Origin of the sequence: Roseinatronobacter sp. S2, from assembly GCF_029581395.1 — a bacterium.
GTDB lineage: Bacteria > Pseudomonadota > Alphaproteobacteria > Rhodobacterales > Rhodobacteraceae > Roseinatronobacter.
Genome location: NZ_CP121115.1, coordinates 448,770 through 461,886 on the forward strand (window position 1 = coordinate 448,770; position 13,117 = coordinate 461,886).

A 13,117-nucleotide genomic window follows, 5' to 3' on the forward strand; every position below is an offset into this window, starting at 1 on the left:
CCAGCTTTGGCTTGCAGCAGTGGAATGCAGCATGTCACCCTCCAGAAATGAGGTTCCGCCTTGTCACCCCTCCGGTGTCAGCCGCAAGACTTCGCCATCTTCATGTTCCGTCAGCGCCCATAGCGCGCCATCAGGCCCCACCTGCACGTCCCGGATGCGGCGACCGATCTCGATGAATTCATCATCCGCGACGCTGCCTTCCTCAAGTCGCACGCGCACGATGCCTTCGGTCACCAGGCCGCCGATCAGCATGTCGCCTGTCCATTCGGCAAACTCCGTCCCGACAGGCACGAAGGTAAGCCCGGACGGCGCGACCGTGTCCTCGAAGATGTGAACCGCCGGGATCATGCCTTCCATGGCCGTCCCTACGCCCAGGGGCGCACCCGAATAATCGCTGCCGCCAGTGGTAAGGGGCCAGCCATAGTTGTTGCCAGCTTCAATCAGGTTAATTTCATCCCCGCCAAGCGGGCCATGGTCCGATGACCACAGTTCTTGCGTTGTCGGGTGCACGCCAAGCGCCTGAATGTTCCGGTTCCCGATGGAATAAAGGTAAGGATCAGGCTCGCCGGGGTCTTCGTCTTCCTCGTCGGTTGCAAATTCGGGATTGTCGTCATGCGGGGTTCCTTCATCCGTCATGCGCAGGACAGACCCCGCCTGATCGGTGGCATCCTGCGCGCGCGAAATGTTGCGCCGCTCTCCGATGGTCAGGAACAGGGAATTGTCAGAAGGGTCAAAGGCCATGCGACCGCCAAAATGCAGCGCGCTGGCATCCTGATCTTCTTCCTTCATGACGAAGATATCCTCGATATCCTCTATCCGGATATCGCCATCGTCATTGGCGACCGTGCCGCGAACAACGACAACGGCCGCCCCGTGATCAGTTTCCCGCGAATAGCTGATATAGACCCAGCCGTTTTCATCGAACTCCGGATGCTGCACTATATCAAACAGGCCCGCCTGACTGCGTCCGGTCTCGCCCTCGGGGCGGAAAAGATCCTCTGCCTGCCAGATGACGTCTGACAGGTCACCGTCAATGGTGCCGGGGTTACGCTCGGTCACAAGGTAGCGGTCGTCGGAAATGAAAACCATACCCCAAGGGTGCTCCAGCCCTTCGGCGATAGTCTCCACCTCAAGGGTATACAGGTCTGATTCAACGGACCCATATTCCGCAATGACAGGAAAGGCCATTGAAATAGCCAGTGGGGAAACCAGCGTTGCGCGCATGAGTGGTGTCATTGAAAATCTCCTACGAAGCAGTGTCTAGCGCGCAATCCAACTTATCCGTTTCGGAATTGTTCCATCATTCTGCGAACACGCACCGCAAGTTCGACACGGGTGAACCCGGACCGCGCGCGGGATTCTACGCACCGCATTGCCGCTGCGGGCCTCAGGCTCAAGGGAACCTCGGCCACCTATAAACGTTCCTGATATGAAGGCGGTTGTGACCGCCCAAGCCTTGAGCACAACACCACCTGGAGAAAATCCATGCGCGTAGAATTAACCGTTAACGGCGCAGTTCACCCGCTCGACATCGATCCGCGCACAACGCTTCTTGACGCGCTGCGCCACCATCTTCGCCTGACAGGAACCAAGAAGGGTTGCGACCACGGGCAATGCGGGGCATGCACCGTTCTGCTCGATAGTCGGCGCATCAATGCCTGCCTTGCATTGGCCGTAATGCATGAAGGGTGCGACATCACCACAATCGAGGGCTTGGGCACCCCCGAAGCGCTGCATCCGCTTCAGGCCGCCTTTGTGAAACACGACGGCTATCAATGCGGCTACTGCACGCCGGGGCAGATCACGTCAGCAACAGCAATGCTGCGCGAAGTGGCTGACGGTTGGCCCAGCCACGTTTCCCCAACACTTGACGGGCCGGTTCATCTGTCTGATGTCGAAATATCCGAACGTATGAGCGGAAATCTTTGCCGTTGCGGGGCCTATACGGGTATCAACAATGCAATCCGCGAGGTGGCAGACCCGGACAACGCGGAGGCCGCCGAATGAAACCTTTTGGCTACGTCCGCCCTGATACTATTGCCGCGGCAGGCAAGGCCGCCCAAAGTGGCGCGGCCTTCATCGCTGGCGGGACAAACCTGATTGACCTTATGCAACATGAGGTGATGACACCGCAGCGTCTGGTCGATATTTCGCGGCTTGATCTGCGCGGAATTCAGGGCACGGCGCAAGGCGGGCTGCGGATCGGGGCGCTTGTCACCAATGCAGATCTGGCTGCGGACGACCGCGTCCGGCGCGATTATCCGGTTCTTGCGCGTGCCCTGCTTGCGGGTGCATCGCCGCAGTTGCGCAACAAGGCCACAACGGGCGGGAACCTGCTACAGCGCACGCGCTGCTACTATTTCTACGACCCCTCTCAACCGTGCAACAAGCGCCAACCGGGAAGCGGATGCGGTGCCATCACCGGCGTCAACCGCATTCATGCAGTTCTGGGCGCAAGCGCGCATTGCATCGCCACACATCCCAGCGACATGGCCGTGGCCCTTCGCGCCCTTGACGCCGAGGTTGAGACGAAAACCCCCGACGGCGCACAGCGGCGATTCCCGCTTGCGGATCTGCACCGCCTGCCGGGCGGCACCCCCGAGCAAGAGACCGACCTTGCACAGGGGGAGTTGGTGACCGCCATCATCCTGCCGCCCGCCAAGACCGGATGTCAGGACTATCGCAAGGTGCGCGACCGCGCGTCCTATGCCTTTGCGCTGGTGTCGCTGGCCAGCGTGATCGAAATGCAGGCCGACCGCATTGCGTCCGTCGCGCTTGCGATCGGGGGGCTGGCGCACAAACCGTGGCGCGACCCCTTGGTCGAGCAGGTTTTGACAGGCGAAGTCCCATCCGAGGCGCTGTTCGATCACGCGGCTGACATATTGCTGCGCGACGCAAAGGGGGCGGGCAGCAATGATTTCAAGATACCGCTGACGCGCCGGGTGCTGAAAGCCGCGCTGCGCGATGCAACACGCTCGGAGATGCCGACATGAGCACCAAATTCAAGATGGACGCTCCCTGTCCGCGCCTGCTGGATCAGATGGCGCAAGGTGTGATCCACCTTCCGCTTGATCGTGTGGAAGGGCCGGTTAAAGTCACTGGCCGCGCAACATATGCAGCCGAGCGTGCGCTTCCCGATCAGGCCGAGGGCGTGCTGGTGCGCGCGACTATCGCCCAAGGCCGCGTTATCGGAATGAACAATGATGCGGTCCACGCCCTGCCCGGCGTGCTGGGCGTCTTTGCGGACGAACGGTTCCTGCGCAACCCCGCACAGGGCGGCGCCGGAAAGGCACCTGTTCAAGGTGTGACGGACGTGTTCTATCATGGTCAGCCGGTCGCCCTTGTTGTGGCTGAAAATCTGGAACAGGCCCGCCATGCCGCCGCCAGCTTCAGGCTGCACTATGATGAAGTTGCAGCGCAAGTTGACCCTGATGCGGCGACAACGATTGAACGACCCGACGCGCACAAACTGGAGCAGGGTGATTTCGACCACGCCATGGCGCAGGCGCACGCGACCGTGGACCAGATTTACACGACAGCACCGCACCACGCGGCAGCAATGGAACTGCACGCCTCGGTTGCAGAATGGACGGATGGATGCCTTACGCTGCATGGCGCATTCCAGATGCTCAAATACAACCGGGCGGAACTTGCCGATGCACTGGGCATTGCGCCCGAACAGGTGCGGATACTTTCGCCCTATGTGGGTGGGGGGGTCGGCTCCAAACTCGGCATCTCGCCCGAGGCGGTGGCCGCCGCGATTGCAGCGCGCGCGCTGGGTCGGCCCGTCAGGGTCATGATGACGCGCAAGCAGGCCTTTACAATGACCACCCACCGCACGGCCACGCGCCAGCGGCTGCGCCTGGCGGCTGATGCGCAGGGACACCTGAGCGCTATCGGCCACGAAGATCGCGTCTATAACCTGCCGGGCGAGAGTTTCAGCGAACCGACAGCGCAGTCCACGCATTTTCTTTATTCCGGTGCGAACCGCCGGATGGCGCAGCAACTGGTGCGGGTGAACCGCCCCTGTGCCGGTTCCGTCCGCGCACCGGGCGAGGCGGTGGGAATGCTTGCGCTGGAAGCGGCTATGGACGAGTTGGCCCAGACACTTGGCATCGACCCTGTGGAGTTACGCAAGCGCAACATCCCCGAACGGCACCCCGAAACGGGCATTCCATTCTCTGCACGGCGCTTTGCCGCTTGTATGGACAAGGGTGCGCGCCTCTTTGGCTGGGGAACCCGCAACCCCGCGACAGGGAAGCGCAGCGAAGGCGAATGGCTGATCGGTCTTGGCATGGCGGCTGCTGCGCGGGTCAACATGGTCTCTGCCTCTCGCGCGCGCGTTACGCTGCGGTCCGACGGCATCGCGCTGGTCGAGACGGACATGACCGATATCGGCACCGGCACATATACAATCCTTGGCCAGATTGCCGCTGAAATGCTGGGTTTGCCGTTGGCGCAAGTCGAGGTTCGCCTTGGCGACACAGACTTGCCGCCTTCGGCAGGATCAGGCGGCTCTCACGGGGCATCGTCCGCAGGCTCATCCGTGTTTCTGGCCTGCGAAACCCTTCGCGCGCGGCTTGCAGAACGTCTGGGCTGCGCCCCGGAAGACCTTACGCTGAAGGACGGCGTTGCCATCGGTGCAAACCATAGGGTCCCCTTGAAAGAGATGCTACCGGACGGTCTGATGTCCGAAGAAGGCCATTTTGAACCGGGCGCGACCAGCAAGCAGACAAGCCAGGCATCCTATGGTGCCTTTTTTGCGGAAGTCGGTGTGAACAGAATAACAGGCGAGGCCCGCGTGCGCAGAATGCTTGGCACCTTCGCCGCCGGGCGTATCCTGAACGAAAAGACCGCGCGTTCACAATGTCAGGGGGGTATGATCTGGGGCATCGGCGCGGCCCTGACAGAGGAGATGATGTTCGATCCGTGCGACGGCCATCCGGTCAATAACGATCTTGCCGAATATCACTTGCCGGTAAACCGCGACTGCCCGCAGATTAAGGTGCATCTGCTTGAAGATCGCGATGACATGGCCTGCCCCATCCAGTCAAAGGGTATAGGCGAGCTTGGTATCTCCGGCGCGGGCGCTGCCGTTCTGAACGCGATCCATAACGCAACGGGTATTCGCATACGCAGCTATCCCGCAACGCTGGACAAGATACTCCCACACCTGCCCGATTGACGGGGGCACGCCAGACCTGCGGACAGGAACGAAGCACGGCAAGGCCTGCCTCCCCCTCCCTTGCTAGATCCGTCGGAACACGACACACGTTAGCCAGCTTATATCGCATATATCCCCGTGCAGCTGGCCATCGGCGGCTTGGGGCGTTGAGTGGCGACATTTGTCTGCCGCTCGCGCAGAAACGCCCCCCCTCAAAAACCGTCCCAAACCCCCGGTGTTGTGGCAAGTTCCAGAAGGTTCCCGTCAGGGTCGCGGAAATACAGACTATGCCCGCCGTTTTTCCAGTCAGATGTCCCCACTATGGTTATGCCATGCGCGGCCAGATGTGCACGCCATGGCTGCATTTCATCTGGCGTGACGGCAAAGGCTATGTGCAACTGTCCAGACCCGTCATGTGGCGGAATCACCCCGCCGGGTGTGTGAACAGGTTCGGTCGTGGCACCGCGAACAAACAACAAAAGCACGCTGCGGCCATTGATATTGTAGGCGCACATCCTGTCATCTGCATGCAGAACAGGCAGACCCATGATACCCTCATAGAACGCGGTCGCGCGCTCAAGGTCATCGACATAAAGCGCCGTTTCGAGGATGGAATGTATCTTTGGCATGGTTGAACCTCTTTCGTTTGTGGTTGCAGATAAAACTACGCCTGTCGCAGCACATTAAAGTCTATCATCGCGCCCTGCCCGCTTGTCGCGACGGTTGCCGTCCCACGCCAGCAGCGCAGGTGTCAGCAGGATCGTGATGACACTGGAAAACACCAGTCCGCCCACAATGGCCGTGGACAGCTGAACCCAGAACTGCCCCGACGGCGCCCCGACAAACAGATCCCGCCCGAAGAAATCCACCGTCAGCCCCAACACCAGCGGCATTAATCCGACCACTGTGGTCACGGCGGTCAGCAGCACCGGACGGAACCGCTCTCCACCCGCCCGAAAGGCAGCTTCTGCCGGCGGCAAGCCGTTTGCGTGGTGTTCATTATAGGCGTCAATCAGCACGATGTTGTTGTTCACCACGATCCCCGCCAGCGCGACAATGCCAATCCCGCTCATCACCACCGAAAATGCCTCTTGGCGGATGACCAGCGCCAGCAGCACACCCGCCAGTGAAAAAATGATCGCTGACAACACCAGAATGCTTTGGAAAAAACTGTTGAGTTGGGTCAGCAGGATGGCGAACATCAAAAAGACAGCGACGATGAACGCGGTGATCAGAAAAGTTATCGCTTCCTGCTGGTCCTCGATCTCGCCTGCGAAACGGATGTCGACCCCGTCGTTGAAATCCTCTGCATCGATGATACGCTGTAGCACCGCGATTTCCTCGGCCACAGTGGTGCCTGCCGCGATACCCGCCGAGATGGTCTGCACATTGCGCGCGTCGACACGGGTGATCACCGGCGACGCCGGTGCGGCGGTAATGGTCACAAAATTGGCGATCGGCACCATACCGGCCTGTGTCGCGATACGCAGAGTGCTAAGCTGGGCGAAGGTGCGCTCCTCTGCCGGATAGCGCAGGCGTATATCAACCTCGTCTGGGGCAAATGCGGGCAGATAGGTGCCCAGCGTGACACCGCGCGTAAGAAGCTGAACAGTGCTGCCCAGCGTGTCGATATCGACGCCGTAGCGCGCGGCCTGTTCGCGGTCGACCTGAATGCGAACCTCGGGGCTGGGGTCTGGCACGTCGCTTGTGATGTCGGTGAACGTGCCACGCTGTTCCATCAGGCGTTGCAGGCGGCGCGCGGCATCGGGCAACAGCGCACGGTCCTGCGCCGCGACCTCTATCTGGATTGGTCGCGCCTCTCCCGGCCCCGCTTCCTGTGCTTCGACCAGCACACGGATGCCCGGAAGCTCCTGCGTGCGGGCACGCATTGTGTCGATGATCTCGGAAACCGGGGCGCGGATGCGCCAGTCGGTGAAATCGATTTGTAACGTTCCAATGGTGTTTGGGGCAAGATTGGATTGCAGGCGCTCCTCAATAGTCCCGATGGTGCGCGCATAGACAGTGTTGACGCCATCCATGCCGATGATGCGGTTTTCCACCATCCGCACCAGACGGTCCGCCTCATGCACCGAAAGGTTACCGTCGGCTTCTATCTGGACCTGCGCGCGGTCCGGCTCCACAGCGGGAAAAAACTCGACCCCGCGCCCAAGGGCGGAATAGACAGCAAAAGACACCACCAGCGCAAGCAGGCTGACGCCAAGCGCAAAACCCGGCCGCGCGATAACATAGGTCAGTATGCGGTCATAAAAGGCCGGACGTGCCGCCGAGTCCGACACCCCGGATGATGACACCCGACGCGCGTAAAGCGAGCCGATCAGCGGCACAAAGACCAGCGCCATCAACAGCGAGGCCGAGAGCGTGACAATGACGGTAGCAGGCAGGTAGAACATGAACTGCCCCGCGATGCCCGGCCAGAACAGAAGCGGGACAAACACCGCCAGCGTGGTTGCAACAGCCGCCGTAATCGGCCAGGACATACGCTGCGCCGCCTTCAGAAACGCCTCTCGCTGCGAAAAGCCCTCGGCGCGGTAGCGCTCTGCCAGTTCCACGACAACGATGGTGCCATCAACCAGCATACCCACCACAAGGATCAGGCCGAACAACACCACGATGTTAAGCGTGAAACCGAACAGGTTTATAGCCAGAATACCGCCAAGAAATGCACCGGGGATTGCCACGGCGACCAGAAGCGACGCGCGCAGCCCAAGCGCCAGAAGCGTGGTCAGCATTACCAGCAGCACCGCCGCAATGACATTATTTTCAAGATCACTGAGCAGGGTCTGGATGTCTTCGGCCTGATCCTGCAGGAAGCTGATCTGCACCGCATCACCCCAGTCGCCACGCAGATCCTCGGCCGCTGCGCGCACTGCGTCCACGGTATCAATGACATTGGCGCCTGCAGTCTTTGATATGTCCAGCCCGATGGTTGCCTGACCGTCAAGGCGCGCAAAACTGACCGGGTCCTGAAATGTCTGGCGCACCTCGGCCACGTCCTGAACGCGCACTACGGTGCCGTTGCTGACCTGCACAGGCATGGTCAACACATCCGCCACCGTTTCCACAGTGCCCGGAATAGCCACCCCTATATTCCCCGCGCCGGTGTCGAAGGCACCGGCAGGAACAAGCTGATTGTTGTTTTGCACAACCTGGCTTATTTCCTGTGTGGACAAACCATAAGACTGCATCGCCAGCGGGTTCACGATAATTTCCATCAGATCATCGCGCGCACCACTCAGATTGGCCTCCAGCACGCCGGTCAGTCCCTCAACCCGGTCCTGCAATTCGCGCGCCATCGCAATCAACTCGCGCTCCGGCACATTGCCCGACAACGCCACGGTCAGGATCGGGAACAGCGACATGTCAACTTCGTTGACGACAGGCGGGTCGGCACCAGCGGGCAGCGCGGGCTGCGCATTGTCGGCTTCATCGCGCACGCTTTGCAGGGCTGTCTGTTGATCGAAGCCCGGCGTGAATTCCAGCGTCATGCGGGCGAACCCCTCTCCCGCGTCGGCGCGCATCTCGCGCAATCCCGCCAATCCCTGAAACTGCCGTTCCAGCGGCTCGACCAGCAGTCTTGCACTGTCTTCGGGCGAAATGCCGGAATAGGACACATTCACAATAAACACCGGAATATCAATTTCGGGCGTCGCCTCTTTGGGGATGGTCACATAGGAATATCCGCCAGCCAGCAGGGTCAGCACCAGCAGCAAAAGCATTGTCCGCATGCGGCTGAAGGCCGCGTTGATCAGCCCATGCATCAGTCATCCTCCGCAGGGGCGGCATTTTCAGAACCGGCCTCCGGTTCGTGCGGCACTTCGGCGGGTGCGGCATCATTGTCGGGTATATCGCCCAGATATTCGGGGGGCGTCTCAGTGACAGTGACCCGCTGGCCGGGCGCTAGGCTGCCCTGACTGATGGTGACGATCCGCGCGCGGTCCGCCAGGCCGGTGATCCAGACACCATCGCCGCGGGCGCGCACCACCTCGACAGGGAGGAACGCAATCCGGTCGTCATCATCCACCACATGCACGCCCAGCCGGCCCTGTTCATCCAGACGCCCCAGCGCCGGTGAAACCCTGTGCGCGCTGACAGTCTCGAACGGCAGAACGACCTCGGCGCTTAAGCCCGAAGGCAGCGCGCCATCGCTGTTGTCCATTTCCACCTCGACGCGGAAGGTGCGCGTCGCCGCATCTGCCACTGCGGAAACGAAGCGCACTTCCCCCTCTTGCGCGCCGCCACCGATAAAGCGCACCAGCGCCGGCATCCCTGTGCGGATGCCCTGAATGGCCGTTTGCTGAACCTGCACCGACGCAATCAGCCGCGCATTATCCACCACTTCCAGAACTTCCCCGCCAACACTGACATAGCTGCCAATATCGGTGATAACCTCGTTAATGACGCCATCTATGGGTGCGGTCAGTTCGGTATTGGCGATTTCCAGTTCGATGGTCTGCAACTCGGCGCGTGCGGCCTCCAACTCGGCGCGTCGGGCCTGCGCTTCTGCTTCGGTGCCGATGTCGCGATCCGCAAGTCCGCGCGCCGCATCATAGTCGCGACTGGCAGACGCGACCTGCGCTTCGGCCCGCGCCAGCCTTGCCGTGCGGTCATCAGCCGACACCCGCCCGACGCGGTCGCCGCGCGACACATGACTGCCTTGCGCGGCAATCTCTTCGATAATCCCGTCCACACGCGCGCGTAGAATAGTGACCTGAACCGGTTCCACATCCCCGTACAGCACCAGTTCAAGCGTGATGTCCTCGGCCTCGCTCCAGCTTGCTGCAACGCGTGGCACCCGTTCATCCTCCGGTTCCGGTGCTTGCACCTGCTCACGGAACAGCATGCCGCGTCCGATCCACACGGCGATGACCAGTATGATCGCGACAAATACGACCGATGTCGGGTTGATCAATCTGCGCATCGTCTCACTCTGCTCCACATGTCACACAAATTGAATTTCACAAGACATCAGCTTATCCAGCATTCAGCGACTTGCGCATCGTTCGTTGCCAAGGCATGGCAAGTGGTCTGTCACAAACGTGACAGCGGGCCCCCGTGCGCCCGTGATCACGCACGAGGATTCCAGCCTGCGGCTGGCGCAACAAACTTCAGCCTGTTTCCAACCTCAAGCCAGACGACATGGCAGATCACTCCTTCGCAGGGGTTAAACCCGAACCCTTCAGCGCTAACGCAACGGACCGCCTGCACGCATCTTGTTGTCAGAACTCGATTGCGCGGGCTTAGGTTCCCTTTATTCCGAAGTTACCACTTGCACGATGTTTTCAGCTTAGGGGACAGAACCGGCCAATATTTGTCGGCCCAGTGCCTGCCGTTCTCAGCCCTTGCTGGGCCGACCGAACCCACCCAGAATACGCGAGCCCGCCAGAAGGAGCACCAAAAAGACCAAAGACAGCGCTGCCGGCATATCCGCCACCCCCAGCCACAAAAAAACCGAAACGCCGCATCCAATCAGCACAATCCCTGAAAGGGTAGCGCCCCGACCGCCCGACTCTGGTCGCGGCGCGGAACCGTCTGAATCTTCAAACCGTCCCACGACGGCGACAAAGCCCGCCAGCACGACCGCGAAGGCCAACACCCAAAGCGGCTGCTGCGCCCACCATCCCTGCCCGCCATCCTAGTATTTCCGCCCATCGTTGGCATTTCGATGCGCTGCCCCGTTTGACGCATTTTCAGGGTGGAAGGTCATGTGTTGAGCAACATCAACAGACCAAGCACCAATTCCGCCTGCCGCGCGACTTAACCATCGGCCCAGACCAGCGAGCGATGCAGTTGTGCACCGGCCCAGGCGCCATCGCCGACCGCCAATGACACAGAGTGCGGCGCGCGTGCGACATCACCGCAGGCAAAAATGCCGGGAATGCTGGTTTCCTTGCTCTCGCTCGTCATGATCTGCGTGCCCATCGGCGACTCGGTCAGCGTGCAACCTGCGGCTTCAGCCAGCGGGCTTGCGGGGGTCGTGCGTGTGGCAATGAAAAGCCCGGCAAATGACAGGCATCGCCCGTCGCGCAGTTCAACATCCGCATTGCCCGTAACCTGCATAATCTGCGTTTCTTCAATTGTTACCCCGCGCCTGCCCAGATCGCTGCGCTGTGCCGCGTCCAGCGTCAGGACATTATTTGTGAGGAATGTAACCTTTCCCCATTCCGGCAGTAATTGCGCCTGATGCATGGACATCGGCGCACTGGCGATAACGCCAATATGCCCCTGATCCAATTCAAAACCATGGCAATAGGGACAATGGAATACCGATACGCCCCAACGCTCGTGCAGGCCAGCAATGTCGGGCAGCTGATCTGATACCCCCGTTGCCAGCAAAACACGCTGACCCGAAAATTCCTCGTTGCGCGTGGTCAAGACCTCGAACTGCCCTTTCCGGCCTGAGATCGCATTTGCATTGCCCTCGACCCAGTGCAGGGTCGGATAGACATCAAGCTGCGCGCGGGCATCTGCCCAGATCCGGGCAGGATCAACACCGTCCTGCCCCAGAAAACCATGCGAATGACTGGCAAAACGGTTGCGGCGATGGCCCGCGTCGATCACCAGAACCTTGCGGCGCGCGCGCGCCAGTTGAAGGGCCGCCGCCATTCCGGCATAACTGCCCCCAATTACGATCACATCGTGCATGTGCTACTCCTTCACGTCCCGCCTGCCTGCATGGCGACGGGAAAAATCCTGGGCCAGATCAGCCAGCGTCACATTCTCGAAGCGTTTCATCAGCAACGCTTCCGCGTCAGTAAAGGCATCCTCAAGCGCGGCATTGACCGACTGCTCAACCAGGCATTGCGGGTTTTCGTTGCGGTTACCGATGGCAAAAATGGCAGGCTCGCCCAATGCTTCATGCAACTGGCGCAGGTTTACAGTCGCCAGATCGACCGAGATGCGCCACCCTCCTGCATGCCCCCTTGCCGCGGATACCAGCCCTGCATCGCGCAGCAATCCCATAGTGCGTCGCACCACAACGGGGTTCGCCCCAAGGCACTGCCCCAACACATCAGATGTGATTGGACCATCGTGTTCTGCAATATGCAGCAGTGCATGAAGAACGGATGAAAGCCGACTGTCTCTTTTCATGTAACCATAGATGTTACGAATTAAATGAAGTGTCAATAATCGTCCTATTACTTCTTGGTGTATTCCGCAGACATACAGGGCTCGTATTGGGATATCCGATGGGTCAGAACCTTCTTGGCAACATATCAGGTTGTCAGGGACTTAAAGTATTATATGTGCAAAAATTATCCCTTTTGCACACTACATAGGGATCATTGGTTGAGTGTATCGGATAGCCGTTTACCACGCACCGGAATAGTTCGAATTGTATAGCACTCAATGTAAGGACTCCAGCAGAATCAGGGCTTGATTTGAACATAAGCATGCCGTTTCAAGCGGGTCCTGTTTCATGAAGATGATTGATCATGCCTGCATCTGAACAGTGGATCAGCCCCCTGCCCCGCCCACTGACGTTGAATTCCACGGGCTGGGCAGGCATTTAGTGTCGGTCAGCATTGGCTGACATATGTTCCCGTCCTGGTGCCGGCGCGGATTTACAAGAACGCGATGTTGGCCGCGGCCAACATCGACGGGCCGTTCGAAGAGAGTGACATCAGGCAGGAAACAGACTGCGCAATGATACATCGACGCACAACTACCGCGCATGGCCAATGCGACCGGTGTCCCAGCGTCGCATTGGCCGATGTTTGAAATATTGCTTATGATCTCGGTCCAAGGAGAAATCCATTATCTGTTTCTGAGCATCGCTTCGGGTATTATCGGCATTCATAGGGGCAGGGTTCAGTTATCGTTCGATCTGTGTCAGGCGGTTCGGGGATGACACGGCATGTTTTATGCGAATTCAGCCGTGCTTTGTTTGTATGTCTAAACCCGTTTTGCTTAGAATGTGGGGCATCTGCCATA

Annotated in this window: 9 protein-coding genes; 3 read left to right on the plus strand and 6 right to left on the minus strand. The window is 59.8% G+C overall.

Annotation, left to right across the window (positions count from 1 at the left end):
* Positions 1-63: 63 nt before the first annotated feature.
* Entirely contained in the window at positions 64-1,236 is a 1,173-nt protein-coding gene (locus tag P8S53_RS18910) for a PQQ-dependent sugar dehydrogenase (protein ID WP_277806867.1), read from the minus strand.
* A gap of 249 nt (positions 1,237-1,485) precedes the next feature.
* On the opposite strand from P8S53_RS18910, the gene P8S53_RS18915 reads away from it, so the two are divergent.
* From P8S53_RS18915 to P8S53_RS18925, 3 genes are read left to right on the plus strand one after another with little or no spacing between them, the layout of a single operon-like run.
* Positions 1,486-2,007: a 2Fe-2S iron-sulfur cluster-binding protein gene (locus P8S53_RS18915; RefSeq protein WP_277806868.1), complete on the plus strand. Its 522-nt coding sequence runs from the start codon at positions 1,486-1,488 to the stop codon at positions 2,005-2,007.
* Positions 2,004-2,993: a xanthine dehydrogenase family protein subunit M gene (locus P8S53_RS18920; protein ID WP_277806869.1), complete on the plus strand. Its 990-nt coding sequence runs from the start codon at positions 2,004-2,006 to the stop codon at positions 2,991-2,993. The genes P8S53_RS18915 and P8S53_RS18920 overlap by 4 nt, the downstream gene beginning before the upstream one ends.
* Complete coding sequence (locus P8S53_RS18925) at positions 2,990-5,185, plus strand: xanthine dehydrogenase family protein molybdopterin-binding subunit (protein ID WP_277806870.1); 2,196 nt, start codon at positions 2,990-2,992, stop codon at positions 5,183-5,185. Before P8S53_RS18920 ends, P8S53_RS18925 begins: the two co-directional genes overlap by 4 nt.
* Before the next feature lie 191 nt (positions 5,186-5,376).
* On the opposite strand, the gene P8S53_RS18930 is transcribed toward P8S53_RS18925, so the two are convergent.
* From P8S53_RS18930 to P8S53_RS18950, 5 genes are all read right to left on the minus strand, one after another.
* Positions 5,377-5,793 carry a VOC family protein gene (locus tag P8S53_RS18930; protein ID WP_277806871.1) on the minus strand — a complete coding sequence of 139 codons (417 nt, stop codon included), beginning with the start codon at positions 5,791-5,793 and terminating at the stop codon, positions 5,377-5,379.
* A 54-nt stretch (positions 5,794-5,847) separates the two neighbouring features.
* Positions 5,848-8,943: an efflux RND transporter permease subunit gene (locus P8S53_RS18935; protein WP_277806872.1), complete on the minus strand. Its 3,096-nt coding sequence runs from the start codon at positions 8,941-8,943 to the stop codon at positions 5,848-5,850.
* Positions 8,943-10,103 carry an efflux RND transporter periplasmic adaptor subunit gene (locus tag P8S53_RS18940; RefSeq protein WP_277806873.1) on the minus strand — a complete coding sequence of 387 codons (1,161 nt, stop codon included), beginning with the start codon at positions 10,101-10,103 and terminating at the stop codon, positions 8,943-8,945. Before P8S53_RS18940 ends, P8S53_RS18935 begins: the two co-directional genes overlap by 1 nt.
* A gap of 836 nt (positions 10,104-10,939) precedes the next feature.
* Positions 10,940-11,827 (minus strand): NAD(P)/FAD-dependent oxidoreductase, encoded by an 888-nt coding sequence (locus tag P8S53_RS18945; RefSeq protein WP_277806874.1) that lies wholly within the window; start codon positions 11,825-11,827, stop codon positions 10,940-10,942.
* A gap of 3 nt (positions 11,828-11,830) precedes the next feature.
* Positions 11,831-12,274, minus strand: a complete 444-nt coding sequence (locus tag P8S53_RS18950) for an Rrf2 family transcriptional regulator (protein WP_277806875.1) — start codon at positions 12,272-12,274, stop codon at positions 11,831-11,833.
* Between the last annotated feature and the right edge of the window lie 843 nt (positions 12,275-13,117).

What these genes read in the sequence shown, in the direction of transcription:
- P8S53_RS18910 (WP_277806867.1), bottom strand. Translation starts at nt 1,236, where the DNA reads ATGACACCACTCATGCGCGCAACGCTGGTTTCCCCACTGGCTATTTCA.
- P8S53_RS18915 (WP_277806868.1), top strand. Translation starts at nt 1,486, where the DNA reads ATGCGCGTAGAATTAACCGTTAACGGCGCAGTTCACCCGCTCGACATC.
- P8S53_RS18920 (WP_277806869.1), top strand. Translation starts at nt 2,004, where the DNA reads ATGAAACCTTTTGGCTACGTCCGCCCTGATACTATTGCCGCGGCAGGC.
- P8S53_RS18925 (WP_277806870.1), top strand. Translation starts at nt 2,990, where the DNA reads ATGAGCACCAAATTCAAGATGGACGCTCCCTGTCCGCGCCTGCTGGAT.
- P8S53_RS18930 (WP_277806871.1), bottom strand. Translation starts at nt 5,793, where the DNA reads ATGCCAAAGATACATTCCATCCTCGAAACGGCGCTTTATGTCGATGAC.
- P8S53_RS18935 (WP_277806872.1), bottom strand. Translation starts at nt 8,943, where the DNA reads ATGCATGGGCTGATCAACGCGGCCTTCAGCCGCATGCGGACAATGCTT.
- P8S53_RS18940 (WP_277806873.1), bottom strand. Translation starts at nt 10,103, where the DNA reads ATGCGCAGATTGATCAACCCGACATCGGTCGTATTTGTCGCGATCATA.
- P8S53_RS18945 (WP_277806874.1), bottom strand. Translation starts at nt 11,827, where the DNA reads ATGCACGATGTGATCGTAATTGGGGGCAGTTATGCCGGAATGGCGGCG.
- P8S53_RS18950 (WP_277806875.1), bottom strand. Translation starts at nt 12,274, where the DNA reads ATGAAAAGAGACAGTCGGCTTTCATCCGTTCTTCATGCACTGCTGCAT.